Genomic DNA, 23,962 nt, shown 5'->3' on the forward strand with positions numbered 1-23,962 from the left:
GTGGTCGCACGGGGCAGCCCGAGTGGCCCAGTCGTCCGGTGCCTCAGCGGCGCCTCAGCCGAAGACGGCGATGTTGCGGGCGACCCAGTCGGCGAAGGAGTGCGGGGCGCGGCCGACGACGCGTGCCACGTCCGGACTGATGCGCAGTTCGGCGGAGTTCGGGGCGGCGATGATGTCCAGGGTGTCGTCGGCGAGTTCCGGCGGCACGAACCGGGTCATCCCGGCCTTGGCCTCGGCGCGGGTGAGTTCGTGGAACCGCACCGGCGAGCCGAGCGTGGCAGCGATGACGTCCGCCTGCTGACGCGGTGTGATCACCTCGGGCCCGGTCAGCTCGAAGACCTCGCCGGTGTGCCGGTCGTCCCGCAGGCAGGCGGCCGCGACCTCGGCGATGTCCACCGGGTCGACGACCGGAACCCCGACGTCGCCGAAGGGCGCGGCGACCGTCCCGTGTGTGCGGATGGATTCCGCCCAGGCGAGGGCGTTGGAGGCGAAGCCGCCCGGTCGCAGGACGGCCCAGTCCAGGCCGGACTCCCGCAGCGCGTCCTCCACCGCGCGCATCGCGACCCGCGTCGGTCCGAGCGGCCTGGTCGCCACGCCCTGCGAGGACAGCAGGACGACCCGGCGGACCCCGTGGGCCGCGGCCACGTCGATGAGGTCGGCCGGTCTGGTGTGAAGGGCGTGCAGGTCGCCGGAGAGCAGGAGGAACAGTGCCTTCGCCCCGTCCAACGCGGGGATGAGACTGGTGGGTTCGGACAGGTCGGCCATCACCTGTCGCACTCCGTCCGGCACCGCCGCCGCGTTCCGCGAGACCGCCGTCACCTGCTCGCCCGCCTCGGCCAGGGCCTGCGTCAGAGGCCTGCCCACGTTCCCGGTAGCCCCGGTCACCACGATCATGTTGCGCTCCTAGTCCGTTGTGCATTGCGACAGCCGACGCTAGGAGCGGGGACTTACTTTCCGTAAGGACGTACCTATTGGTAAGTCCCGGACCTGGAGGGAGGCGTGCAGCTGACACGGGGCGAGCCATGCACGCGTATGAGGTGTTTCACGCGGACGGACCGGGGCCGAGGGGCCGCCCCGACAGTGACGTTTCTCCGGTGAAGTCACTGCGCCGTGAGGGTGAGGAGGCACGGGGCGTGGGACTCGCGTGCTCGGTTCCGACCGCATGCTGTCCCCGTAACGCCCCACGTCACCGCGCACATGGTTGCCGCACAACTCCAGGAGTTCAGCCCGTGGATCACGGAAACAGATTGCGCGAGCGGATCGCCGAGCCGCACACGACACCCCTGATCGGCGTCTACGACATGTACTCGGCGTCCGTCGCCGCCGGCCACTACGACGGCCTGTTCGTGTCCGGCTTCGGTTTCGCCGCCTCGTACTACGGACTGCCCGACATCGGGTTCATCGCCTGGCCGGACATGGTGGCGTTCGTGCAGCGGTTGCGCGGGGCCTTCCCTCGGCACCATCTGCTCGTGGACATCGACGACGGGTACGCCGATCCCGAAACGGCGTGTCACGTGGTGGAGAGCTTGGAGCGGATCGGCGCCTCCGGGGTCATCCTCGAGGACCAGAAGCGCCCCCGCCGGTGCGGGCACGCGGACGGCAAGCAGATCCTGCCCCTCGACGAGTACCTGGCCAAACTGGACATGGTGCTGCGGACCCGCAAGGACATGGTCGTGGTGGCCCGCACGGACGCCACCGACCCGGAGGACATCATCGAACGCGCGGGGCGCCTCGCCACCACCGACGCGGACGTGGTCCTGGTGGACGGGGTGCGCGACGTGGAGTGGATCCACCGGATCCGCGAGGTGGTCGACGGCAAGCCGCTGCTCTTCAACCAGATCGCCGGAGGCAAGTCCCCGCGTCTTTCGCTCGACGAACTCACGCGGCTCGGCGTGGACGTGGCCATCTACAGCACCCCGTGCCTCTTCGCCGCCCACGAAGCGATGGAGTCCGCCCTCACCGAACTGAAGCGCGCCGACGGCAGGCTGCCGTCCGTCGACGCCGGGCGGGGCATCGGAGTCGCCGCCTCCACCCGCCTGCTGGAACGGAACATCGCCCGCCGCCACCACGAGCGAGCGGGCGACGTACCGCCGGAGCGCGTCGTCACCCGCTAGCCGGCGCGGTGGGGTGCGCGCCGTGCCGGAGGCTGCCGCGCGCCCCGGCCGTCGCGGAACTCAGGGTGCGATGGGCAGCTGGCGCTTGTGCTCGGTCAGGCGATAGCGGCTGGTGATGGAGTCGTAGGCCCGCTCGCTCACCGGCTTGCCCTCCAGGAAGTCGTCGATCTCGTCGTACGTCACCCCGAGGGCGGCCTCGTCGGTCTTGCCGGGATCCAGCGTCTCCAGATCCGCCGTCGGGACCTTCCCCACCAGCGCGGCAGGCGCGCCCAGCGCTTCGGCCAGTGCCCGCACCCGCCGCTTGGTCAGCCCCGTCAGCGGTACGACGTCCGCCGCGCCGTCCCCGTACTTGGTGAAGAAGCCGGAGACCGCTTCCGCCGCCTGGTCCGTGCCCACCACGAGCCCGTCGTGCGCGCCCGCGACCGCGTACTGCGCGATCATCCGCTGCCGGGCCTTGATGTTGCCCTGCACGAAGTCCTGGTGGCGCTCGTCCCGGAAGACGACCCCGCCGTTCACCGCGGCCTCCAGGGCGGCATCGCTCGCCGGCCGTACGTCGACCGTCAGGACCCGGTCGGCGCGGATGAACTCCAGGGCCAGCTGGGCATCGTGTTCGTCCGCCTGGACCCCGTACGGCAGCCGCATGGCGTAGAAGGTCGCGTCGTGCCCGGCGGCCCGGACCCGCTCCACCGCCAGCTGGCAGAGCCGGCCCGCGGTCGTCGAGTCCACGCCGCCGCTGATGCCGAGGACGAGGGCGCGCAGTCCCGTGGAGGTCAGCTTCTCGGCCAGGAAGGCGACCCTGCGCTCGATCTCCGGCTCCACGTCGAAACTCGCGGACACCTGGAGGTCCCGTGCGATCTCCTGCTGCAGGGTGATGGACGCCGGATCGGTCACGGCTGCTCCTCGTCGTCAGTGCTGGTGAATAAGGGGGTCTGGCCCGGCTACCCAGTGGAGGGAGGGCCGGCACCTGCGTCGCCGACTCTATGCCGCGCCTGCTCCGGCCTTGAGGGGGGCGTCTGACGACGGTACGACAACGCGCCGCCGTCCTGCGCCGTTGACCAGGGCTTCCCCACGTGTCCGCACGGCGGACAGTTCCGCCCGCCGCGGGTGGGGCTCGGCATACTGCCCCTTCTTGATCAGCGTCCCGAACCGACCAGCGACGGCACCGACACGGTGCCGTAGGAGGAGTGAGTCATGGCCGCCAGCTTCAGAACCGTCATCGAGGTGGACCCGGCGTACCGGGAGCAGGCCCAGGAGATCGACCAGGTGTTCCAGGCGGCGATCGCCCCGGCGACGGTCGGCTACGACTTCGGCCACATCCGCGAAGCCGTCGCCGCCATTCCCGGTGGGGACATCGTGAAGCTGGTCCACGGCTGGGGTCTCCAGGAGACCGCTCCGGTCGGGGTCATGGCGATCTCCTTGCAGGAGGCGGTGCGCCAGGCGCTGCCGGACGCGCTGGTGGGCGCCGCGTTCTGGGAGGCCATCGAGCGGGAACTCGTGGGCGCGTTCACCGGCCTCGATGGCCAGGAGGGCAAGCCGGGCCTCGCCTTTTACGAGCAGGACCCGGGCCGCACCAGCTACTACCGGGACCTGTTTTTCGCCCTCCAGGGGGAGGAGACGGGCGAGCACATGTACGCGATCGCCTTCTGCATCGATGTGAGCGTCGCGCTGGACAAGGCGGACGTCGGGGTGCTGAAGGCGTCCGACGTCGCCCAGTACGCGATCAGGCTCAACGCGATCGTGGTCCGGCAGGAGTTGCGGCTCGCGGCCTGAGCCGGACACCGGTCCCTTCGGGGTGGCCGGCAGAGGCCGTGGCGCCCGTCCCTACTCCCCGCTCTCGCGGGAGAGCAGGTGCAGGGCGCGCAGTGAGGCCTCCAGGGCGAAGCGGTGGTCGGGGTCGGTGAGGCGGTCGCCCAGCAGGACGTCCAGGTTCCGCAGGCGATAGCGGACGGTCTGGGCGTGCACGCCCAGCATCTCGCCGACCTGCTCCGCCGGTGCCCGCGTGGAGACGTGTACCCGCAGGGTCTCCACGAGCCGGTCGCGGCGGTTGGCCGGAAGGTGGTCGATCGGGGCCAGCTCGCCGGCCGCGAGGTGGGCCACCAGGGCCGGGTCCGACAGCAGCCACAGTGTCACCAGGTGGTCGTCGCAGCGGACCACGGGAGCGTCGGCCACCACGCCCTCGTCGATCAGCTGGAGCGTGCGGCGCGCCCAGCGGATGGAGTCGGCTGCCTGGGCCGGCGGCACGGTCGGCCCCAGGACGGCACGCCCGCCCGCCAGCGCGGCGTCCAGCATCGCCAGGCGCTCCGGGGTGAAGTTTCCGGGCACCAGCAGATGCGGCTGCGGGATGTCCAGGTCGACGAGGACGTCGTCGGCCAGCGCCGCCTCCAGGTGCCGGGGGACCGGTGTGCGCAGGGCGACCATGGTGACGTGGGTGGGCAGTTGCCAGGCGGCGGCCTCGCAGAGCGCGGTGAGCGCCTGGGGCAGCGGGGGAGCGGCCAGGATGAGGTGGAGCAGCCGCCGGCGCCGCGCCGGAACCTCGGAGAAGGCGCGTGACTGCACCTCGACGTAGCCCTCGCGGGAGATCTGCTCCAGCTCGTCGACGTAGGCGAACAGGGCGTCGGCGAAGGCGAGGATCAGGGTGGGGGAGAGCCGGTACTGGCGGCCCACCGCCTTGACGCGGCGCAGCGCGATGCGGGCGCCGAGCCGGTACGCGCCCCGGAGGGTCTCCAGGGCGCGTCCCTCGTAGGCCTCCACGCGGCCGAACTTGCGCAGCAGTTCGTCGCGGAGCGCGGCGTTCTTGCCGGGTTCGGCGACGCGGTCCACGAAGGCGGACAGGGCCTGCTCGACGCCCTGCCGGATGGGCTCGGCGTTGGGGCCGTTGAGCAGCCGCCCGTACACCGGGTAGGCCCGGGTGACCTCGGCGCCGATCTCCTTCATGAGGCCGGGTAACTCCGGTCTCATGAAGGCGGCGAACTCCTTGGGGAGGGGTTCCAGCGGTTCACCGACCTCAGGTGGTCGCGTGGATGAGGGCATGAGTGCCGTCCCTTGCTCTTCGGTGCCCATGGCGCACCGGTCGTGTGCTTCGGCACGCCAACGGGGAGGCACACGACCGGACTTGAGGTGACGCATGTCTGGGCTGTTGAAGCTAGGTCAACTTTCATGGGACGTACACAGTCCGTGCACATTTCGGCGCGGTGGGACGTGGTGGCGCTGCTGGGACGGCTGGGAACCGCCGTCGCGCGGCCATTAATCGACGGCGGCGTGCGCGTCTGATCGACGGTGGACTGCGCCTCGCGCGACCGGGTCCGTCAGCCGACGGCGGAGTGCCAGTTCTGCGCGAGGCGCTTGCCCGCGTCGGGGGCGAAGGTGCCGGGGGCGGTCAGGCCGGCCAGGTACGTCTGGGTGTCGTTGAGCGTCAGGCTGTTGTTCCCGGTGGCGGAGGGCAGCCCGGTCTTGGCGTTGACCGCCGCGTCGATCAGACCGAACAGGCCGAGCCCGCAGCCGCCGGCCCCCGGCACGGCGAAGGTGCTGTCGTTCTGGGTGGCCTTGGTGAGGTCGATCCGGCTCATCTCGCCCTCGTCGTCGGCCGTGCCGTCACCACGGAAGAACGACATGCCGAACTCGGGGAACTGCAGGTTCTTCGGGCGCAGTACGACGGGCTTGGCGGCCGTGCCGATGTAGCACTTGCCGCCGAGGAACGGGTTCTGCAGATGGATGCGGACGGGTATGGCGACGATGGGCTTGTCGGTGACGATGCCGGCCGTCTGGTCGAAGTCGTACGGGGCGCCGACGGACTCCACCGTCGCGGTGATCTTGTTGAGCGAGCTGTTGTCGAGCTGCTTGCAGATGTCGGTGATCGCGGGGATGTTGCTCGGGCACATCAGTCCCAGCAGTCCGCCGGGAACGGTCGCGGAGTCGGCGATGAGGGCGCCGCCGGAGGGGGCCACGACGGAGCTGGTCCCGTCCGCGTTCTGGACGACCCCCATCTGGAGGTTGGTCCGGCCGGTGGGGACCGTGGTCTTGCCCAGTTTGATGGAGCCGCTCAGCGAGCTGGAGACCACGCACTGCGGGGTCTTGGCCAGGCCGTCCGCGGCCAGCATCGCCGGAGCGTCCACGGGACAGCGGGTGAAGGGGGCCCATCCGCCGTTCGGCGCGGGAGCGGCCGCGGTGGCGGTGCCGATGGAGGCGAGGACGCCGAGCGCGGTGCCTAGGACGGTGGCGGTGGTGGCGACTCTGGCGCCGAGGGAGAACCGCATCATGTGGCCTTCCGGGTCGGGGGAGTTGGGGGTGGCGGAGACGGGGGCGCGCGGGGGAGGGGGTCAGCGTTCGGCGACGGGCACCTTGCGGGGCTGGGCGTCGTCGGTGCACTCGTCGGGGTTGAGCTCGTCGGCCGAGACGAAGCAGGTCTGCCCCTGGATCTGCTTGACGTAGTTGTCGGGGCCGGAGACCGAGGCCGTGAGCAGACGGTCGAGGTTCTCGCCGTCGGCGGTGGCGCAGCCCGTGAAGGCGGGGATGGAGACCTTGCCGGTCAGCGGGCCGCCGGACAGCAGGAGATAGCCGGTCGCAGGCTCGCCGGTGACCTGTTCGCCCCGGCCGTGCAGGACCAGGTGGTCGCCGGGGTGCTTCGCCGGTTCCGGGTCCGGGGAGGCGAGGGACGTCTTGGTGCGGCACTTCTTCCCGACGTCCAGCGGGGTGCCGTTGACCTTCAGGGACGTCACCCGGAGCACGAGCGGCGCGCGGACGTAGGTGTCCGTGCTGGTGAACATGAAGTCGGTGGTGCCGTGCGAGTCGATGGTCATCGGACCCGTCTGCTCCAGCACCATCGTGGCCGTGGTGGGGGTGAAGTCGAACGTCAGGAAGGTGGCCTCGAAGGGCGGGGTCTGCTGACGCTGTCGGTAGTAGAGGTCGGCGGTGGAGCTCTGGCTGATGGTGGCGCCGGTGCCGTCCGGGAAGAACACGAACTCGGGCTCGCCCTGGGTGATGAGCGTGCAGAACGGCGGGATCAACGCGGCGCCGTCGAGCTTGTTCACGTTGGAGTAGCCGGTGATGTAGGCGTTCAGCGACATCGGCCCTGCCGGGTGCTTCTCGTCGTACTTGCAGGTCGGCGCGGCGCGGTCGGCGGTGCCACCGCCGGGACCGGGCTCGGCGACCTTCGGGGCGCGCCGGCCCTGCCGGTCCGCCGGGTCCTTGTCCTGCTGTCCCGGTGTGCCCGAGGCGGTGGGCGCACCGGAGGGCGGCCCGGACGGCGATCCGCTCGGGGTGTCCGTGGACCCGTCCTCGTCCGTGCCGACCAGGACCGCGCCCAGCCGGCCCCCGTCCGGGGCCCCGTCGGCGAGGGTGCAGTCGACGGTGACCGTGGCGGGGTCGGTGGCGCCGCCGTCCGCGGTGGTCAGGGCGAGGTCGAGGGCGAAGTCGCCTGCCCTCATGGTGAGTTCACCCGTGCTCTGCCCGGTCACCGAGGGGACGTCGCCCGTGGCGGTCAGGGTCAGCGGCCCGGTCGACGGCAGGGCCGTGGGTTCGGTGTCGGCGCGCCAGGTCGCCTCGGCCGTGGCCTCGCCCTGGGTGATGCCGACGCCGAGCCGGGATGCCGCACGGACACCGGCCGCGTCCAGCGCGGCGAGATCCGCCACGGCGGGCTCCGGCAGTTCGACGGTCGTGGTCACGTCCTCGGGTTCGATCGGCTCGCCGACCGCCACCCGTTCGGGGAGGGCCGCCGAGATCCGTACCGTCGCGGAGTGCTTCCCGGAGGGGAACAGGCATACGTAGGGCAGGTCGGTGTCGACCTTCTGCGTGCCGGACGCCCCGGCCGCCGCGGGCACGGTGGCGGCCAGCACGACGAACGCGGCGATCGCCGCGCCCCTGGCGCGGCTGCGGCCCGTCCGTCGGACGGCGGTGCGGGGGCCTGTCATCTGTCACTCCGCTCGGGTTGTCCCACCTCCGGCCGGCCGACGGCCGCCGCGGCGCGCGGGCGGCCCGCACGTCCGGCCGGGAGCACCGGCCGGACGTGCGGCGAGCCCTGCGCTGCTTACGGGTTGGAACCGACGATCTTCGGGATGGTGCTCGATCCCGTGACCTTCACCGCGTACTTGCCCTTGAAGGTGGGCTTGGTGGAGGTGGTGACCACGCTGCCGCAGCCGGAGGCCGAGGTAACGGCCAAGTCGCCGGTGACGCTGGTGACCGCGAGGATGCCGGTGGAGTTGGTGTAGGTGCCGGTGGCCTTGCCCTGCACGGTGAACACGCAGGCGCCGGCGGTCACCTTGGCCTTGACGTTGCCGACGTGGCCCTTGGTCACACCGGTAGAGGCGGTGTAGTCCTCGGCGACGACGGTCCAGGGGGTGGTCGCGATGGTCGTGACGTTGCCCAGGACGCTGGTGCACGGCGAGGAACTCGTACCGAAGTTGATGGCGTTGATGTTGCCCACCGTCGCCGGGTTGCCGGTGGCGCTGGCCATGGTGCCGGAGGCGCTGGACGTCGTACACGTCATGGGGATGTTGGCGGTCAGCACGATGTTCCCGCTGTTGGCCGCCGAGAAGTTGGCCGGCGACGGCGTGACGGTCCAGACCGTGGAGGGCACGGCCGAGGCGGGGGCGACGGCGATGACGAAGGCGGCGGCGCCCGTGCCCGCCACGGCGGAGATTCTTGCCAAAGACTTCTTCATGATGTGGGGACTCCCTTGTGGATTGACCGGCAGAGGGGGACCGCGCCCGTACGTGTGGAGCGGAGGACGCGCCCGTATCCGTGGAGCGGAAGAGCGGACGGTCCGCGGCTCGGAAATCCTCGACCGCGACCACGACGTTACTTGCGGGAAACTTAGCCGAACAATGGCATGGCCCATGATTCTTTCGGGAAGCTGAAATGCCTGTTCCCCAGGTGAGCAGTCCGCGGCTCCGCTTAGTCATCCGCTGCTAAAAATACCGCAGTCGGGCCGCCGAGGGGCACCCAGGAACAGGCCGCATATCGCCTCCAGGAGGTCCCTGGGGGCCGCATTGCTCACCGAGTGACAAACGGAATACGAATGTTTGTCACCGCGGTGACAAAGAGGCCGGGGCTGAACTCAAACCTTCGGGGAATTCCGATCCTTCTCTTGCCCGCTCAGGTTACTCGGTCGTAGCGTGCCGGACACATCGCTGATCTCCTAGTGGCGGGCCCCCACGCCCCCATCGAGGAGGCGTGACGGATGGTTCGCTTCCCGCTCCGCCCTCACCCGCCTTGGAGGTGATATGGGAATAGAAGTGGTGGTCGAGGGTCTTACCAAATCCTTCGGCACGCAGAAGATCTGGCAGGACGTGAGCCTCACCCTGCCGGCCGGAGAGGTGAGCGTCATGCTCGGTCCTTCCGGAACCGGAAAGACCGTATTTCTGAAGTCGCTCATCGGTTTGCTGAAGCCGGAGCGCGGCCGTGTCCTCATCGAAGGCGTCGACATGGCGAACAGTCCCGAACGGGATATCTACGAGACGCGCAAAAAGTTCGGGCTCATGTTCCAGGACGGTGCTCTTTTCGGCTCCATGTCCCTCTTCGACAACATCGCCTTTCCGTTGCGCGAGCACACCAGGAAGAAGGAGTCGGAGATCCGGCGCATCGTCATGGAGCGGATCGACGTCGTCGGACTGCTCGGCGCCGAGGGCAAACTGCCGGGGGAGATCAGCGGCGGCATGCGCAAGCGGGCCGGGCTCGCCCGCGCGCTCGTGCTCGACCCGCAGATCATCCTGTGCGACGAACCCGACTCCGGACTCGACCCCGTCCGCACCGCCTACCTCTCCCAGCTGCTGATCGATCTGAACGCGCAGATCGACGCGACGATGCTGATCGTCACCCACAACCTAGACATCGCCGCCACCGTCCCCGACAACATGGGCATGCTCTTCCGGCGCGAACTGGTCACCTTCGGGCCGCGCGAAGTGCTCCTCACCAGCGAGGAACCGGTCGTCGCGCAGTTCCTGTCCGGTCGCCGCGAGGGCCCGATCGGGATGTCGGAGGAGAAGGACGCGGCCACCCTCGCCGCGGAGGCCGCGGGAGCGCGGGGCGCCGACGGTCCGCGGGAGATCATTCCGCAGCTTGAGCCGTCCCCCGGACTTCCGCCGCGCCGCGCCGTCGACCGCCGCCGGGAGCGGGTGCTCGGCATGCTCGACCGGCTGCCGCCCGCCGCGCGTACCGCCATCGAGCGCACCTATGCAGCCGGCGCTCCCGGCGCACGCGACACCCGCGGCGTTCCCGGCACGCCTGGTGCGTCCGGCGCCCACGGCGCCACCGCGGCGACCCTCCCGATGCCGGCCACCGGGAGCGGCGCATGATCGCCGGTGGCCTGCGGCAGACCGGCCGGCTCTTCGCGCTCGCCGCCGAGGTGGCCCGCGCGATCTTCCGACGGCCCTTCCAGTTCCGTGAGTTCGTGGAGCAGTTCTGGTTCATCGCCAGTGTCACGCTGCTGCCCGCGGCCCTGGTCTCGATCCCGTTCGGCGCGGTGATCGCCCTCCAAGTCGGCTCGCTCACCCAGCAGTTGGGCGCCCAGTCCTTCACCGGAGGCGCCAGCGTGCTGGCCGTCGTGCAGCAGGCGAGCCCGCTGATCGTGGCCCTGCTGATCGCGGGCGCGGCCGGCTCCGCCATCTGCGCCGACCTCGGCTCGCGCACCATCCGCGAGGAGCTGGACGCGATGGAGGTCATGGGCGTCTCACCGGTGCAACGCCTCGTGGTGCCCCGCGTCCTGGCCACCATGGGCGTCGCGGTCCTGCTCAACGGCCTGGTCTCGGTGGTCGGCATCCTCGGGGGCTACGCCTTCAACGTCTACCTCCAGGACGGCACCCCGGGCGCCTACCTCTCCAGCTTCTCCGCCCTCGCCCAGCTCTCCGACCTGTACATCAGTGAACTCAAGGCGCTGGTCTTCGGGTTCATCGCGGGCGTCGTCGCCGCCTACCGGGGGCTGAACCCGCGCGGAGGCCCCAAGGGCGTCGGCGATGCCGTCAACCAGTCCGTCGTCATCACCTTCATGCTGCTCTTCTTCGTCAACATGGTGATGACGGGCGTCTACCTCCAACTCGTACCGCCGAAGGGAGGCTGACGTCCGTGGCTGCCCCGCTCGCCTGGCTCGACCGCTCCGGCGACCAACTCCTCTTCTACGTACGGTCCCTGCTCTGGATCCCGCGCACCCTGCACCGCTACCTCAGAGAGGTGCAGCGCCTGCTCGCCGAGGTCGCCTTCGGCACCGGTGGCCTCGGGGTCATCGGCGGCACCATCGGCGTGATGATCGCGATGACCCTGTTCACCGGGACCGTCGTGGGCCTCCAGGGGTACGCGGCCCTCGACCAGATCGGCACCGCGGCCTTCACCGGGTTCGTCTCCGCGTACTTCAACACCCGCGAGATCGCCCCGCTCGTCGCCGGACTCGCCCTCTCCGCGACCGTCGGCGCAGGCTTCACCGCCCAGCTGGGCGCCATGCGCATCAACGAGGAGGTCGACGCCCTCGAAGGCATGGGCATCCGCTCCCTGCCCTACCTGGTCACCACCCGCATCATCGCCGGCGTCGTCGCCATCATCCCGCTGTACGCGATCGGGCTGCTCTCCTCCTTTCTGGCCTCCCGCTACGTCACGGTCCTCTTCAACGGCCAGTCCCGGGGCACCTACGACCACTACTTCAACCTGTTCCTCTCACCCACGGACGTGCTGCTCTCCGTCCTGAAGGTGCTGATCTTCAGCGTGATGGTGATCGTCGCCCACTGCTACTACGGCTACCGCGCCTCCGGCGGCCCGGCGGGCGTCGGCGTCGCCGTCGGCAAGTCGGTGCGCAACGCCATCGTGCTGATCAGCGTCACCGACTTCTTCCTCTCGCTGGCCCTGTGGGGCGCCACCACGACCGTGAAGGTGGCGGGCTGACATGAGCGGTGCACTGGGCGCGACGGTGCGCCGCCGGCTCGCCGGCGTGGTCTTCCTGGTGGTCCCCGCCCTGCTGGTGTGGCTCGCGATCGCCGTCTACGACAAGCAGTTCACCGACTCCGACCCGGTGGTCGTGGAGACCGGCAGCGTCGGCAACGAGATGCACCGGGGCGCCGAGGTGAAGCTGCGCGGCGTCGTCGTCGGCGAGGTCCGCGAGATCGACGCCACCGACGACGGCGCCCGGCTCACCCTCGCCCTGCGCCCCGGCAGCCTCGCCCGCATACCGGCCGACGTACGCGCCCAGATGCTGCCGACCACCCTGTTCGGCGAACGGTTCGTCGCCCTCGTACCGCCGAGGTCGCCCGCAGCCCGGACGCTGGAGGCCGGCGCCGTCATCCCGCAGGACCGTTCCGCGAGCGCCGTCGAACTCCAACAGGTGCTCGACAACGTGCTGCCCACGCTCACCGCCGTCCAGCCGCAGAAGCTCTCCGCCACCCTCTCCGCAGTCTCCCGGGCGCTGGAGGGGCGCGGCGACCGGCTCGGTGAGACCCTCGCCGTCCTCGACTCCCACCTGCGCAAGTTCAACCCCCAACTGCCCACGCTCAACCGGGACCTGAAAGAGCTCGTGAAGGTCAGCCACGTCTACGCCGACGCCGCCCCCGACATCCTGACGGCCCTCACCGACTTCACCACCACCACCAAGACCCTGGCGGAGAAGGAGAGCGAACTGTCCGGTGCGCTCGGCGCCACCACCACGACGGCCGAGGACATGACCGCCTTCCTGCGGCAGAACGAGGACAACATCATCCGGCTCTCCGCCTCGTCGCGGCCCACCCTGGAACTGCTCGCCGAATACTCCTCGGCCTTCCCCTGCACCCTGCGCACCCTCGCCGACTTCGTCCCCGCCATGGACAAGGCGCTGGGCAAGGGCACGGACCGGCCCGGCCTGCGCGTCGACGTCACCACCGTGCCCTCCCGCGGCGCCTACCGGCCCGGCCGCGACACCCCCTCCTACGGTGCCGGCGGCGGCCCGCGCTGCTATCCCGTGCCCTACCTCGGCGTCACCGCGAAACCCGCCGCACAGGCCTCCGCGGCAGCCGAGCAGGACCTCGGCCCGGCCAACTCCCCCCAGGAGAACGACCTCGTCAACGAACTCCTCGCCCCCGCCACCGGCAAGGCCCCCACCTCCCTGCCCGAGTGGAGCAGCCTCCTCGCGGGCCCGGCGCTGCGCGGCACGGAGGTGACCCTGCGATGACCGCCCCGAGCACCTCTCACACCCGGCGCCGCCCGCTGACCGGCCCGGTGCTGAAGTCCCTCGTCTTCCTCGTCGTCACCGCGCTGGCCACGGCCGTCCTCGGGCTGAGCGTCTCCGGCACCGGCGTCGGCGACGACAGCCTCTCGTACAAGGCGCTGTTCACCGACGCCACCGGCGTCATCGACGGCGACAGCGTACGGATCTCCGGGGTCGAGGTCGGCGAGGTCACCGACGTCCGCGTCGTCGACCGGCGCACCGCCCAGGTCACCTTCACCGTCCGCGACGACCGGTCCCTGCCCACCTCGACCACCGCCGCCGTGAAGTACCTCAACATGGTCGGACAGCGCTACATCGCCCTGGACCGGGGCAGCGGCGACATCGGCGGCGCCCTCGACGCCGGTGACACCATCCCGCTCGACCGGACCGTCCCCGCGCTCGACCTGACCCTGCTCTTCAACGGTTTCAAGCCGCTCTTCGAGGGCCTCTCCCCGAAGGACGTCAACGAACTCGCCGGCTCCATCGTGCAGATCCTCCAGGGCGAGGGCGGCACCGTCGACGGTCTCATCCGGCACATCGGCTCCGTCAGCACGACGGTCGCCGCCAAGGACAAGGTGATCGGCCAGGTGGTGAAGAACCTCAACACGATCCTGGCCACCCTCAACGAACGCGAGGCTGGCTTCGACGACCTGGTGGACACCCTCGAGAAACTCGTCAGCGGGTTCAACGCCGACCGCAAGCCGTTGGGCAAGGCCGTCACGGCCATGGGCGACCTGACCACCGTGACCGCCGACCTCCTCGACGAGGGGCGCGCGCCCCTGAAGAAGGACATCCGCGAACTGGGCCGCCTCTCGGGCAACCTCGGCGACGCCACCCCGCAGATCGAGGAGTTCCTCGACCGGACCCCCGGCAAGCTGACCGCCCTGGGCCGGCTGTCGTCCTACGGCTCCTGGTTCAACCTCTACCTCTGCGAGGCCCGGGTGGACGGCGTGACCACCTCCACCGGCGCGAAGCCGCCGACCGGCATCGCGGTCACCGAAGCGAGGTGCGGCGCATGACGCTGCTGCAGCGGCCCCAGCGCCCCGCCGCGCCGGCCCCCGCACCCCGGCGCTCCCGTCGGCCGCGACTGAAGCCCGTCAAGGAGCGCAACCCGATCACGGTGGCCCTCGTCGGCCTGCTCCTGCTCGCCCTGCTCACGGTCCTCGCCTACAACGCCGACCAGTTGTCCCTCACCGGCGGCGGCACCGCCTACAGCGCCGACTTCACCGAGGCGGCCGGTCTCGACGAGGGGGACGAGGTGCGCGTCGCCGGCGTCAAGGTCGGCGAGGTCACCGGTGTGGCCCTCGACGGCGACCGGGTGAAGGTCAGCTTCGAGGTGGAGAAGGTCTGGATCGGCGACCGGACCACCGCCGCCATCGCCATCAAGACCCTGCTCGGCGACAAGTACCTGGCCCTCGACCCGCTCGGCACCGGGAAGCAGGACGCGGGCGAGCGCATCCCGCAAAACCGCACCACCTCGCCGTACGACGTCACCCAGGCGTTCCAGGACCTCGGCTCCACCGTCGACGCCATCGACACCCAGCAGCTCGCCAAGAGCTTCGAGACGATCTCGGAGACGTTCGAGAACTCGCCGCGGCACGTCCGCAAGGCCGCCACCGGACTCTCCGACCTGTCCCGCTCCGTCTCCAAGCGCGACCGCGAGCTGTCCGAACTCCTCAAGGGCAGCGCCCGGTTCACCAAGACGCTGAAGGAGAAGAAGTCCAGCTTCGAGACCCTCATCGAGGATTCCGGGCCGCTCCTCGGCGAACTGCAGGACCGCCGCACGGCCATCACCGCCCTGCTGAAGGGGAGCCGCGCCCTCGGCACCGAACTGAGCGGCCTGGTGGACGACAACGAGAAACAGCTCGGCCCCACCCTGAAGGCGCTCGGCCGCGTCACCACCGTCCTGAAGGCCAACAACACCCAGCTGGACCGGACACTCGCCCTCGTCGGCCCCTACTACCGGCTCGTCGGCAACACCCTCGGCAACGGCCACTGGTTCGACAGCTATCTGTGCGGCGTGGTGCCCCGCGACTACCTGCCCGCGCAGTCCCAGCCCAAGAGATCGTGCATGCCGCCCAAGCAGTCGGCGGCGGCGCGGGGGAGTGGTGAGCGATGAGCAAGCGCAGAAAACTCCTCGCGGCCGCGATCGCCCTCGCGGTCGTCGCCGCCGGACTGGTCACGGTGCGGGTCCTGGACTCGTCCGGTACCCGCGTCACCGCCTACTTCGACCGGGCCGTCGGCATCTACGCCGGTTCCGATCTGCGGGTGCTCGGCGTCCGGGTCGGCGAGGTGAAGTCGGTCCGGCCCCAGGGCACGCGGGTGCGGGTCGAGCTGGCGCTGGACGACGGCGTACGCGTACCGAGGTCGGCGCGGGCCCTGGTGGTCGCGCCGAGCGTCGTCTCCGACCGCTACGTCCAGCTCACCCCGGCCTACCGCTCCGGACCGGCCCTCGCCGACGGCGCCGTGCTGTCCGCCTCCCGCAACCGCACCCCCGTCGAGATCGACCAGCTCTACGCCTCGCTCACCGACCTCGGCAAGGCGCTCGGGCCGGACGGGGCCAACTCCGCCGGCGCCCTGTCGGAGCTGCTGAAGACCGGGGCCGCCAACCTCGACGGCAACGGCGAGGACATCGGCAAGAGCATCGAGGAGTTCGGCAAGGCCACCAAGACCCTCGACGGGTCCAGCGACGACTTGTTCGCCACCGTCCGCGGCCTCCAGAGCTTCACCACCATGCTGAAGAAGAAGGACAGCGGCGTACGCACGGCGCAGGAGCGACTGGACACCGTCGTCGGCTACTTCGCCGACAACAAGGACGACCTCGCGGGCGCGCTCAAGGAACTCGGCACCGCCCTCGGCCAGGTGAAGACCTTCATCAAGGACAACCGGGGCGAGCTGAAGAAGAACGTCGAACGGCTCGTCCCGATCACCCGGACCCTGGTCCGGCAGCGCACGGCGCTGGCCGAGGCCCTGGACGTCGCCCCGCTCGCCGCGGGCAATCTCGTCGGGGCCTACGACACCGGCCACGGCAGGATCGACGGCCGCGCCAACCTCAATGAGATCAGCATGGGAGGCCCCCTGCTGCCCCTGCCGGCGACCGGCGGCACCACGCCCTCACCCTCACGCACACCCTCGTCTCAGTCCTCGGCGTCGTCCCCGTCCTCGGCTTCGGGGGAGGGGGAGCGGTGAAGCGCGTCGTACGGCGGCGGGCGCTCACCACCTCGGCCGCCACCGGTGCCGGCCTCGGCGGACTCCTCGCCCTCGGCCTCGGCTTCGCGCTGGCCCTCGGCGCGTTCTCCGTGACCGTCCCTCGCTTCGACGGCCTTGAGGACCTGCCCCTGCCGGGCGGCGCCGACCTCGGTCCCCACCCCTACACCGTCACCGCCGAACTCGACGACGCCCTCAGCCTGGTGCCGCACGCGGCGGTCAAGGTCAACGACGTCGCGGTCGGCCGGGTCGACTCCATCCGCCTGGACGGCGACGCGTGGTCGGCCCGCGTCACCATGGAGATCAACGGCGACGTCCGGCTGCCCCGCGACGCCGGCGCCCGGCTGGAACAGTCCAGCCTGCTCGGCGAGAAGTACGTCAGTCTCATCGCGCCGGCCAAGTCGTCCGCCGGGGGCAGGCTCGGTGACGGCGGTGTCATCCCGCTCTCCCGCACGGGCCGCAACACCGAGGTCGAGGAGGTGTTCGGCGCGCTCTCCATGCTGCTCAACGGCGGCGGCGTCAACCAGCTCAAGACGATCACGCGGGAACTCAACAAGGCCCTCGGCGGACGTGAACCCGAGGTGCGCTCCGTACTGAAACGGGTCGAGAAACTCGTGGGCAACCTCGACGACCACCGCGGCGATATCACCGACGCCCTCGACGGCGTCAACCGGCTCGCCACCACCCTCGCCGGCCGCAAGGACGACGTACGCACCGTCCTGTCCGACCTCTCACCCGGCCTGAAGACCCTGGACGAGCAGCGCGGCTCACTGCTGACCATGCTGCGCTCCCTGGACCGGCTGTCCGGTGTCGCCGTCTCCACCGTCGAAGCGAGCAAGGACGACATGGTCGCCGACCTCAAAGCCATCGCCCCCACCCTCAAGGCCCTCGCCGACGCGGGGGGCGACCTGCCCGACTCCCTCCAGGTGTTGCTCACCTATCCGTTCACCGACGAGGTGCTGAACGGCGTCAAGGGCGACTACCTCAACGTGTACCTGCACATGACGGCCGCTCCCGGTACCCAGGTGATCCCGCCCCTGGTGCCGCAGAGCACGCCCTCGCCCACCGCCGCACCCACCGCCCCCACGGGGCAGCGCGAGCGGGGCGCGGCACCCGGAAAGCGGCGACCCGGCACCGGAGTTACGGCTTCCCCCTCGGCGCCGCTACCCCTGCCCTCCGTACCGACACCCACGTCCGTACCGGCACCCGCGTCCGCACCGACACCCGGCGGGGACTCCGGGGACAGGGGTGCGAAGCGATGATCACCCTCGCCGTACGCCTGAAGAACCTGGCCTTCCTCCTGATCGCCGTCCTCGTCCTCGGCTTCCTCGGCATCCGTTACGCGGACCTCGGCCGGTACGTGGGCGTCGCCGACTACTACACCGTCAAGGTCGAACTCGCCCGCACCGGAGGGCTCTTCACCCACTCCGACGTCACCTACCGGGGCGTCTCGGTCGGCAGGGTCGGGCCGATCGACCTCACCGAGGACGGGGTGGTCGCGGAGCTGCGCATCAAGAAGTCCGCCCCCAGCATCCCCTCCGACACCCGGGCCGTGGTGGCCGGACTCTCCGCCGTCGGGGAGCAGTACATCGACCTGCGGCCCGAGAGCGACTCCGGCCCCCACCTCGCCGACGGCGCCCGGATCGAACAGCCGGAGACCGAGGTGCCCGCACCCGTCACCGACGTGCTCAGCAGCGTGAACGATCTCGTCCGGTCCGTGCCGTTGAAGGATCTGCGCACGGTCGTCGACGAGTTCGGCAAGACCTTCGAGGGACACGGCGACGACCTCCAGGTGCTCCTCGACAACGGCAGCGCCTTCATCGAGGCCGCCGACCGCAACCTGCCCTCGACCACCCGCCTGCTCGGCGACGGCGAGACCGTGCTGCGCACCCAGGCCGAGGAGGCGAAGGCCATCCGAGGCTTCGCCGACGGGGCCACGGAGCTCGCCCGCACCCTCAAGGGTTCCGACGCCGACCTGCGCCGCCTCCTGACCGTCACGCCGGACGCGGCCACGCAGGTCAGCGGGGTGCTGCGGGACCTCGACCCGAGTCTGGGCGTCGTCCTCGCCAACCTGCTCACCACCTCCGAGGTCGCCGTCACCCGGCAGCGCGGCATCGAGGAACTCCTCGTGAAGTACCCGGCGGCCGTCTCGGCCGGCGCCACCGCCGTCGACGGAGGAACCATGAAGCTCGGCCTGGCCGTCACCTTCTTCAAGCCCCTTCCCTGCACCGACGGTTACGGCGGCACCCGGTACCGCACCGGCCTGGACCTCGGCACCGCCCCCGCCCTCAACACCGGCGCCTCCTGCACGGCGCCGGCCGCGAGCGGCGTCAACGTACGAGGGTCCGCCCACGCGCCCCGCGGCGGCCCGGTACCGGACCCGGCCAAGCCAGGATCCCTGCCTTCGGGCAGTACGGGCGACACGCGTGTCGCGGGGGATCCGTCGAAGTCCGCCGCGCCCTTGCCGGGTGCGCTGGCCCTGCCGGACACGGGCGGCGCCGGAGCGAGCGGGTTGCCGCAACTGCTCGGCGCGGACGCGGAGGCGGGCCGATGAGGCGGGCGCGCGTCCTCACGGGCTCGGGACTGGCACTGGCGCTGGCGTTCTGCGGCACCGGGGTGTGGACGTACGCACAGGCGCGGGGCGACGACTCCCTCGCGTACGGCCGTGAACGCGACGAGGCGCTGTCCGACGGGCGCGACCGGCTGACCGTCCTCAACACCCTCGACGCCTCGTCCCGGCAGCGGGCGCGGGCGGGCGTCGAGGACTGGCGCGCCGCGTCGACCGGTCCACTGCGGGACGAGCTGGGCAGCACCGCTCCCAGGAAAGGCGCTTCGGCACGGGGCACGGTCACCGAGGCGGCGCTCACCGGCCTCGACACCCGCGCCGGCACGGCCAAGATCGTCGCCACCGTGCGCGTCGAGGTCACGCCCGCCGGAACGAAGAAGCCCACCACGGACCGCAAACGGCTGGAGGCGGTCCTGGTCCGCACCGGCGGGGGCGAGTGGAAGGTGAAGGCACTGAGCGCGGTACCGCTCGCGCGGCCGGCGAAGGAGGACGAGAGCCGATGACACGGCTGCTGCACATCGGACGGTCCCGGGACCCTGCCGCTCGGGACGACGGCGCCGAACGGAGCGGGGAGGACGCGGAGCCCGGCCCCCCGGCGGGCACGAAGTCCGGTACGGAGGACGAGCAGGCCCGCGTCGACTCGGAGGACGAGCCGCCGGCCGGCACCATGGCGGAGGGCCGGAAACCCCGTCCCGACGTCGCGGAGCCCGAGCTCGCCGCCGATGCTGCGGGCGCCCCGCAGGGAGAGTCGTCGGAGAGCGGCGACGGCGTCCGGCGCCGGGGCGGCTTCGTCAGGCGCGTCGTCCCCGCGGTGTGCGCCGCGCTCCTCGTCGTCGTCGGCTCCGGCTTCTTGTACGGCGCGCATCAGTTGAGGTCCACCTCGTCCGCCGAGAACCACGCGCTGACCGACGCCGAGGCGACCACCCGGGTCGCCGGTGACGTCGGCAACGCGCTCGCCCGCGTCTTCTCGTACACGCCGGACGGCCTGGACACCACCGAGCGCGCGGCCCGGTCGCTCCTCGCGGGGCGGGCGGAACGCCAGTACACGGAACTGATGGGCCGGATCCGCGAGGACCTCGCCGCACGGCACATCACCCTGAGCACCCAGGCCGTACGCACCGGAGTGATCGAACTCGACGACGACGGCGCACGGTTGCTGGTCTTCCTCGACCAGATCTCGCACCGCGGCAAGGCCCGCACCACCTCCGCGGCGGCGCAGCTCACGGTGACCGCCCGGTGGGAGGACGACCGGTGGCGCATCGTCGACATCAGGACCCGCTGAGTGGGCGCGGGGAGAAGGGAACGCACATGAGACGTGGGACCAGGGGACCGGCCTGGCTCGGAGCGGCGCCGGTCACGGCCCTCGCCCTCGCACTCGCCCTGATCGCGGGCGGCTTCGCCGCGTGGGCGGGCTGGGGTTGGTACCACGCGGCGCACGACGACACCTCGGGTTACGCGGAGCAGCGCGACGCGGCCCTCGCCGCCGGTGAACAGGCCGTCCAGAACCTCAACACCCTCGACCACCGCGGCATCGGCCGGGGCCTGGACCTCTGGGAGTCCTCCACCACCGGTGAGCTGCACGAGCAACTGGTGTCGGGGCGCGAGAAGTTCACCACCCAGGTGAAGACCGCCAAGACCGTGACCACGGCCAAAGTGCTGTCCGGCGCGCTCACCGAACTCGACACCCGGGCCGGCCGGGCCCGCGTCCTGGTCGCCCTGCGGGTGACGGTGAAGGCGCCCGGCGACGCGAGCACCGACAAGGACAGCCGCATGCTCGGCGAACTGACCCGCACCCACGGCGACTGGAAGCTCAGCGCGCTCGGCCAGGCCCCGGTCGGCGGCACGCCGGCCGGCTGACCGGCCGCAGGAGAGGACGACACACGATGCCGACGACCCGCCACCATCTGAACAACCTCCGCCGCCGCCAGGCCCGTGAGGCCCTGCGCACCCCGGGCGCGTCCGGCGCCGCCCCGTCCCGTGAAGCGGCGAGTACCTCGGCGACGACCGTCGCCGCCCGGCCCCGTGAAGCGGTGCGCACCTCGGCCACGTCCGACGCCACACGGTCCCGTACCGACGTCACCCGGCCCCGCGAAGGCCTGCACACCTCGGCCACGACCAAAAAGGTCGCGCCCGCGCCCGAGGACACCGACCCCCCGCACGAGACACCCCCGCGCGGCCCTGCGCCCCGCCGCACACTCGTAACCCTCTGCACCCTCTGTCTCGTGATCCTTGTCCTAGGCGGTTTCGCCGGCTGGGCGCATGCCCGCGCGGAGGCCCTCCGCGATGCCCCGGCCGCACGCAACACCGCCCTCTCCGACACCGCCCGGACCAGCGAGATCAAGGGCCAGTCGGCGAAGGCCGTCGGCGCCCTCTTCTCGTACGACCACGCCGACCCCCGTGCGCTCGACAAGGCCGCGAAGGAATGGCTGACGGGGCGTGCCGTCGCCCAGCACCGAAACCTGCTCGGCGACATCCGCGAGCGAGCCGGCAAGCAGAAGGCGGTGATCACCACCACGGTCACCGACAGCGCGGTCGAGCGCATCGACGGTGACCGGGCCCGCGTCCTGGTCTACGCCGACCAGAGCAGCGTCAGCACGGCCGGTGACAAGAAGGCCGCCGACGACGGCACGTACGCCGGAGCGATGTTTGCCCTCGATGTCGAGCGGCACGACGGGCGTTGGCTCGTCTCGGCCGTCGACACCTTCAGCCGCTGACCCCTCCACACCCTCGCGCACGCCCCGCCCGCGTCACCACCAGGGAGTGACAGTCCATGCCCGAACACCGCGCCCGACGCCTGCCCGTCCGGACCCGGCGGGGTCTGCGGGCCACCGCCATCGCCGTGACCGCGGTGGCGTTGCTCACCGCCTCCCAGGCCCCCGGATTCCCGCACACGGAGAGCGCCCGTGCGGCCGCCGACGACGCTGCCGCCGCCCCGGCCACGGGCCCCCCGTACTCCGAACTCGCCCCGCCCGACGACGGTTCGTACCACACCGAGCTGCCACCACTGGTCACTGCTGACGCCCCACCGCACAGTGAGAGGGTGACCCAGGAGCGAGCCGCGTCCGGCATTCCGGGGACCGTGCTGCGCGCCTACCGCGCCGCGCAGCGGTCCGTCGGCCGGACGGACCCCGGCTGTGCGCTGCCCTGGGAACTGCTCGCCGCCATCGGCAAGGTGGAGTCCGGGCAGGCGCGCGGCGGCGCGGTCGACCGGCACGGCACGACACTCGGCCGGATCACCGGGCCGGCACTCGACGGCCGGAACTTCGCCCTGGTCCTGGACAGCGACGGCGGCGTCCACGACGGCGACACGGTGTACGACAGAGCGGTGGGACCGATGCAGTTCCTGCCGTCGACCTGGGCACGTTGGGGCGCGGACGGCAACGGGGACGGCCGCGACGACCCCAACAACATCTACGACGCGGCGCTGGCGGCAGGCCATTATCTGTGCGCCGGGGAGCGCGACCTGAGCCGGTCCGCCGACCTCGACCGGGCGGTCCTCAGCTACAACAACTCGCGCGCCTATCTCGAACTGGTCCGCTCCTGGCTGGACTTCTACCGCAGAGGCGTGCACACGGTGCCCGACGGAAAGGGCGTCATCCCGAAGTCTCCCGGCGCGGGCGGCGCCACCCCGGCCACCGGGCCGGTCGACAAGGGCGGTCGTGGGGGAAGCGGCGGCAAGGGGGGTGACGGCGGCATCATCATCGGCCCCGACCCCGACGAGCCCACCCCGTCCTCGTCCCCTTCTCCGTCGAACTCCACGCCGTCCTCGCCATCACCCCGGCCGACGCCGTCCACCCCGGGACCGGACCCCACCCATCCACCGCAGCCGTCCCCGTCCGACTCCGCGACACCGACGCCCACGCCGACCCCGAGCCCATCCACTCCGCAGGACTGCCCCTCCGACTCGGAGAGCCCCGCATCGGGCACCGGCGCGGCACCCACCCCCGACCCGTCCGCTCCGGGAGAGGAGGAGCCCTGCCCCAGCCCGACGGGGTCCGGCACCGACACCTGAGGGGCGGGCAGCGGAGGCTGCTGCCGGGCGGCGGACGAGGTTCAGGCGGCTCGGCTGACGTCCAGCCGTTCGGGCGACTCCTCGAATCCGGCCGCCTGGTAGGTGGCGACGGCGGCAGCGTTCGAGCTCGGGGTGCTGACAAGGGCGCTGGACGCACCCAGTTCTCGCAGCGCCGCCGCGGCGGCGACGCTGACAGCCGTCCCGTAGCCGCGACCGCGATGGTCGGCGTGCACACCCACCGGCTCAAGCAGGCCGGGCTTGCCGGGTCCGGCCGACCAGACCGTCGCCGCGGCCACCGCGTTGTCCCGGTCGTCGTAGCCGATCAGGCAGCGGGCGTCGGCGTAGACCGGCCCGGCCGCGAGGACGTGCCAGACCTCCTCGGTGAACGTCGGGCTGCCGAACGCCGAGCGGTGCACCGCGGTCCGCACCCCCGCCGTCTCCGGACCGGCTATCTCGACCCGCAGGCCGGGGTCCTTCACCGGCTCGGAGAGATCGCGGCGCAACGGCGTCCACGGCTCGTCCAGATTCCAGCCCGCCGCCAAGAGGACCTCGCGGAGCAGGGCGCCGTGGGGGATTTCGAGGCCGACCTTTCCGGGTGGCAGCACCCCGCGGTCCGGATCGTCGAGGTCGGCCAGCAGCCGGCGCGCCAGGGCATCGTCCTGTCGCAGGTCCGGCGCGGTCGTCAGGCGCAGCACATCAGGGCCGTCCAGGAATCCGACGGCGACGATCCGCCCGTCCACGCTCCAGGTGCGGACGGCGGCGGCCAGTCTCTCCCCACCCAGTGCCCAGGCCCAGCCGAGGTCTCCGGGATGGAGTTGCAGCGGCGTTCGGTCGTCCTGCCACTCGCGGAGGGCATCCACGGCGTCGGTCACATCGTCGACGCCAGGCTCGTTCAGAACGATCGTCATGTC

The 23,962-nt window shown here is 71.4% G+C and carries 23 protein-coding genes; 16 read left to right on the forward strand and 7 right to left on the reverse strand.

Features of this window, described 5'->3' with window-relative positions; genetic code table 11:
- Nucleotides 1–54 precede the first annotated feature (54 nt).
- Entirely contained in the window at nucleotides 55–894 is an 840-nt protein-coding gene (locus tag ACFYO9_RS17685) for an NAD(P)H-binding protein (RefSeq protein ID WP_358775915.1), read from the reverse strand.
- 335 nt (nucleotides 895–1,229) lie between these two features.
- Here ACFYO9_RS17685 and ACFYO9_RS17690 point away from each other — a divergent pair, with 335 nt between their 5' ends.
- A complete protein-coding gene (locus ACFYO9_RS17690; RefSeq protein ID WP_358775917.1) occupies nucleotides 1,230–2,114 on the forward strand; it encodes an isocitrate lyase/PEP mutase family protein in 885 nt (294 codons plus the stop codon).
- 60 nt (nucleotides 2,115–2,174) lie between these two features.
- Here the strand turns inward: ACFYO9_RS17690 and nadE are convergent, their stop codons facing one another.
- The gene (gene nadE, locus ACFYO9_RS17695; protein WP_358775919.1) at nucleotides 2,175–3,005 is read right to left on the reverse strand and encodes an ammonia-dependent NAD(+) synthetase; all 831 of its coding nucleotides are present in this window, start codon (nucleotides 3,003–3,005) and stop codon (nucleotides 2,175–2,177) included.
- A gap of 300 nt (nucleotides 3,006–3,305) precedes the next feature.
- Here nadE and ACFYO9_RS17700 point away from each other — a divergent pair, with 300 nt between their 5' ends.
- Nucleotides 3,306–3,884: a Type-2Aa cytolytic delta-endotoxin gene (locus ACFYO9_RS17700; RefSeq protein ID WP_355806864.1), complete on the forward strand. Its 579-nt coding sequence runs from the start codon at nucleotides 3,306–3,308 to the stop codon at nucleotides 3,882–3,884.
- Between the two features lie 51 nt (nucleotides 3,885–3,935).
- Here ACFYO9_RS17700 and ACFYO9_RS17705 read toward each other — a convergent pair whose 3' ends face one another.
- The 4 genes from ACFYO9_RS17705 to ACFYO9_RS17720 all read right to left on the reverse strand — a co-directional run bounded on the left by ACFYO9_RS17705 (nucleotide 3,936) and on the right by ACFYO9_RS17720 (nucleotide 8,769).
- Entirely contained in the window at nucleotides 3,936–5,144 is a 1,209-nt protein-coding gene (locus tag ACFYO9_RS17705) for a helix-turn-helix domain-containing protein (protein ID WP_358775920.1), read from the reverse strand.
- A gap of 275 nt (nucleotides 5,145–5,419) precedes the next feature.
- Complete coding sequence (locus ACFYO9_RS17710; protein WP_388666393.1) at nucleotides 5,420–6,370, reverse strand: hypothetical protein; 951 nt, start codon at nucleotides 6,368–6,370, stop codon at nucleotides 5,420–5,422.
- 60 nt (nucleotides 6,371–6,430) lie between these two features.
- On the reverse strand, nucleotides 6,431–8,020 hold the full coding sequence (locus ACFYO9_RS17715) for a DUF6801 domain-containing protein (RefSeq protein ID WP_355806868.1): 1,590 nt from the start codon (nucleotides 8,018–8,020) through the stop codon (nucleotides 6,431–6,433).
- Between the two features lie 116 nt (nucleotides 8,021–8,136).
- Nucleotides 8,137–8,769, reverse strand: coding sequence for a hypothetical protein (locus tag ACFYO9_RS17720; RefSeq protein WP_355806869.1), 633 nt, complete (start codon nucleotides 8,767–8,769; stop codon nucleotides 8,137–8,139).
- 562 nt (nucleotides 8,770–9,331) lie between these two features.
- Between ACFYO9_RS17720 and ACFYO9_RS17725 the strand changes: the two genes are divergently transcribed.
- Genes ACFYO9_RS17725 through ACFYO9_RS17790 form a run of 14 tightly spaced genes read left to right on the forward strand, consistent with a single transcriptional unit; the run spans nucleotide 9,332 to nucleotide 23,051 of the window.
- Complete coding sequence (locus ACFYO9_RS17725; RefSeq protein ID WP_355806871.1) at nucleotides 9,332–10,402, forward strand: ATP-binding cassette domain-containing protein; 1,071 nt, start codon at nucleotides 9,332–9,334, stop codon at nucleotides 10,400–10,402.
- Entirely contained in the window at nucleotides 10,399–11,163 is a 765-nt protein-coding gene (locus ACFYO9_RS17730) for an ABC transporter permease (RefSeq protein WP_355806873.1), read from the forward strand. The genes ACFYO9_RS17725 and ACFYO9_RS17730 overlap by 4 nt, the downstream gene beginning before the upstream one ends.
- A 5-nt stretch (nucleotides 11,164–11,168) precedes the next feature.
- A complete protein-coding gene (locus ACFYO9_RS17735) occupies nucleotides 11,169–11,975 on the forward strand; it encodes an ABC transporter permease (protein WP_355806875.1) in 807 nt (268 codons plus the stop codon).
- Nucleotide 11,976: 1 nt separating this feature from the next.
- On the forward strand, nucleotides 11,977–13,230 hold the full coding sequence (locus ACFYO9_RS17740; protein WP_358778971.1) for an MCE family protein: 1,254 nt from the start codon (nucleotides 11,977–11,979) through the stop codon (nucleotides 13,228–13,230).
- Nucleotides 13,227–14,285: an MlaD family protein gene (locus ACFYO9_RS17745; protein WP_358778972.1), complete on the forward strand. Its 1,059-nt coding sequence runs from the start codon at nucleotides 13,227–13,229 to the stop codon at nucleotides 14,283–14,285. Before ACFYO9_RS17740 ends, ACFYO9_RS17745 begins: the two co-directional genes overlap by 4 nt.
- Entirely contained in the window at nucleotides 14,282–15,385 is a 1,104-nt protein-coding gene (locus tag ACFYO9_RS17750) for an MCE family protein (protein ID WP_355806881.1), read from the forward strand. Before ACFYO9_RS17745 ends, ACFYO9_RS17750 begins: the two co-directional genes overlap by 4 nt.
- Nucleotides 15,382–16,455: an MCE family protein gene (locus tag ACFYO9_RS17755; RefSeq protein ID WP_355806883.1), complete on the forward strand. Its 1,074-nt coding sequence runs from the start codon at nucleotides 15,382–15,384 to the stop codon at nucleotides 16,453–16,455. The genes ACFYO9_RS17750 and ACFYO9_RS17755 overlap by 4 nt, the downstream gene beginning before the upstream one ends.
- Nucleotides 16,452–17,735, forward strand: coding sequence for an MCE family protein (locus ACFYO9_RS17760; RefSeq protein ID WP_358778973.1), 1,284 nt, complete (start codon nucleotides 16,452–16,454; stop codon nucleotides 17,733–17,735). The genes ACFYO9_RS17755 and ACFYO9_RS17760 overlap by 4 nt, the downstream gene beginning before the upstream one ends.
- Entirely contained in the window at nucleotides 17,732–19,027 is a 1,296-nt protein-coding gene (locus ACFYO9_RS17765) for an MlaD family protein (protein WP_358778974.1), read from the forward strand. The genes ACFYO9_RS17760 and ACFYO9_RS17765 overlap by 4 nt, the downstream gene beginning before the upstream one ends.
- The gene (locus ACFYO9_RS17770; RefSeq protein WP_355806888.1) at nucleotides 19,024–19,542 is read left to right on the forward strand and encodes a hypothetical protein; all 519 of its coding nucleotides are present in this window, start codon (nucleotides 19,024–19,026) and stop codon (nucleotides 19,540–19,542) included. The genes ACFYO9_RS17765 and ACFYO9_RS17770 overlap by 4 nt, the downstream gene beginning before the upstream one ends.
- Entirely contained in the window at nucleotides 19,539–20,321 is a 783-nt protein-coding gene (locus ACFYO9_RS17775) for a hypothetical protein (RefSeq protein WP_355806889.1), read from the forward strand. Before ACFYO9_RS17770 ends, ACFYO9_RS17775 begins: the two co-directional genes overlap by 4 nt.
- A 26-nt stretch (nucleotides 20,322–20,347) precedes the next feature.
- Nucleotides 20,348–20,896: a hypothetical protein gene (locus ACFYO9_RS17780; RefSeq protein ID WP_358708909.1), complete on the forward strand. Its 549-nt coding sequence runs from the start codon at nucleotides 20,348–20,350 to the stop codon at nucleotides 20,894–20,896.
- A 26-nt stretch (nucleotides 20,897–20,922) separates the two neighbouring features.
- A complete protein-coding gene (locus ACFYO9_RS17785; protein ID WP_358778975.1) occupies nucleotides 20,923–21,753 on the forward strand; it encodes a hypothetical protein in 831 nt (276 codons plus the stop codon).
- 56 nt (nucleotides 21,754–21,809) lie between these two features.
- On the forward strand, nucleotides 21,810–23,051 hold the full coding sequence (locus tag ACFYO9_RS17790) for a lytic transglycosylase domain-containing protein (protein ID WP_355806892.1): 1,242 nt from the start codon (nucleotides 21,810–21,812) through the stop codon (nucleotides 23,049–23,051).
- A gap of 41 nt (nucleotides 23,052–23,092) precedes the next feature.
- On the opposite strand, the gene ACFYO9_RS17795 is transcribed toward ACFYO9_RS17790, so the two are convergent.
- A complete protein-coding gene (locus ACFYO9_RS17795; protein WP_358778976.1) occupies nucleotides 23,093–23,959 on the reverse strand; it encodes a GNAT family N-acetyltransferase in 867 nt (288 codons plus the stop codon).
- Between the last annotated feature and the right edge of the window lie 3 nt (nucleotides 23,960–23,962).

Origin of the sequence: Streptomyces sp. NPDC005863, assembly GCF_042871345.1 — a bacterium.
Lineage (GTDB): Bacteria > Actinomycetota > Actinomycetes > Streptomycetales > Streptomycetaceae > Streptomyces.

What these genes read in the sequence shown, in the direction of transcription:
- ACFYO9_RS17685 (WP_358775915.1), bottom strand. Translation starts at nt 894, where the DNA reads ATGATCGTGGTGACCGGGGCTACCGGGAACGTGGGCAGGCCTCTGACG.
- ACFYO9_RS17700 (WP_355806864.1), top strand. Translation starts at nt 3,306, where the DNA reads ATGGCCGCCAGCTTCAGAACCGTCATCGAGGTGGACCCGGCGTACCGG.
- ACFYO9_RS17705 (WP_358775920.1), bottom strand. Translation starts at nt 5,144, where the DNA reads ATGCCCTCATCCACGCGACCACCTGAGGTCGGTGAACCGCTGGAACCC.
- ACFYO9_RS17710 (WP_388666393.1), bottom strand. Translation starts at nt 6,370, where the DNA reads ATGATGCGGTTCTCCCTCGGCGCCAGAGTCGCCACCACCGCCACCGTC.
- ACFYO9_RS17715 (WP_355806868.1), bottom strand. Translation starts at nt 8,020, where the DNA reads ATGACAGGCCCCCGCACCGCCGTCCGACGGACGGGCCGCAGCCGCGCC.
- ACFYO9_RS17720 (WP_355806869.1), bottom strand. Translation starts at nt 8,769, where the DNA reads ATGAAGAAGTCTTTGGCAAGAATCTCCGCCGTGGCGGGCACGGGCGCC.
- ACFYO9_RS17725 (WP_355806871.1), top strand. Translation starts at nt 9,332, where the DNA reads ATGGGAATAGAAGTGGTGGTCGAGGGTCTTACCAAATCCTTCGGCACG.
- ACFYO9_RS17730 (WP_355806873.1), top strand. Translation starts at nt 10,399, where the DNA reads ATGATCGCCGGTGGCCTGCGGCAGACCGGCCGGCTCTTCGCGCTCGCC.
- ACFYO9_RS17740 (WP_358778971.1), top strand. Translation starts at nt 11,977, where the DNA reads ATGAGCGGTGCACTGGGCGCGACGGTGCGCCGCCGGCTCGCCGGCGTG.
- ACFYO9_RS17745 (WP_358778972.1), top strand. Translation starts at nt 13,227, where the DNA reads ATGACCGCCCCGAGCACCTCTCACACCCGGCGCCGCCCGCTGACCGGC.
- ACFYO9_RS17750 (WP_355806881.1), top strand. Translation starts at nt 14,282, where the DNA reads ATGACGCTGCTGCAGCGGCCCCAGCGCCCCGCCGCGCCGGCCCCCGCA.
- ACFYO9_RS17755 (WP_355806883.1), top strand. Translation starts at nt 15,382, where the DNA reads ATGAGCAAGCGCAGAAAACTCCTCGCGGCCGCGATCGCCCTCGCGGTC.
- ACFYO9_RS17765 (WP_358778974.1), top strand. Translation starts at nt 17,732, where the DNA reads ATGATCACCCTCGCCGTACGCCTGAAGAACCTGGCCTTCCTCCTGATC.
- ACFYO9_RS17770 (WP_355806888.1), top strand. Translation starts at nt 19,024, where the DNA reads ATGAGGCGGGCGCGCGTCCTCACGGGCTCGGGACTGGCACTGGCGCTG.
- ACFYO9_RS17775 (WP_355806889.1), top strand. Translation starts at nt 19,539, where the DNA reads ATGACACGGCTGCTGCACATCGGACGGTCCCGGGACCCTGCCGCTCGG.
- ACFYO9_RS17780 (WP_358708909.1), top strand. Translation starts at nt 20,348, where the DNA reads ATGAGACGTGGGACCAGGGGACCGGCCTGGCTCGGAGCGGCGCCGGTC.
- ACFYO9_RS17785 (WP_358778975.1), top strand. Translation starts at nt 20,923, where the DNA reads ATGCCGACGACCCGCCACCATCTGAACAACCTCCGCCGCCGCCAGGCC.
- ACFYO9_RS17790 (WP_355806892.1), top strand. Translation starts at nt 21,810, where the DNA reads ATGCCCGAACACCGCGCCCGACGCCTGCCCGTCCGGACCCGGCGGGGT.
- ACFYO9_RS17795 (WP_358778976.1), bottom strand. Translation starts at nt 23,959, where the DNA reads ATGACGATCGTTCTGAACGAGCCTGGCGTCGACGATGTGACCGACGCC.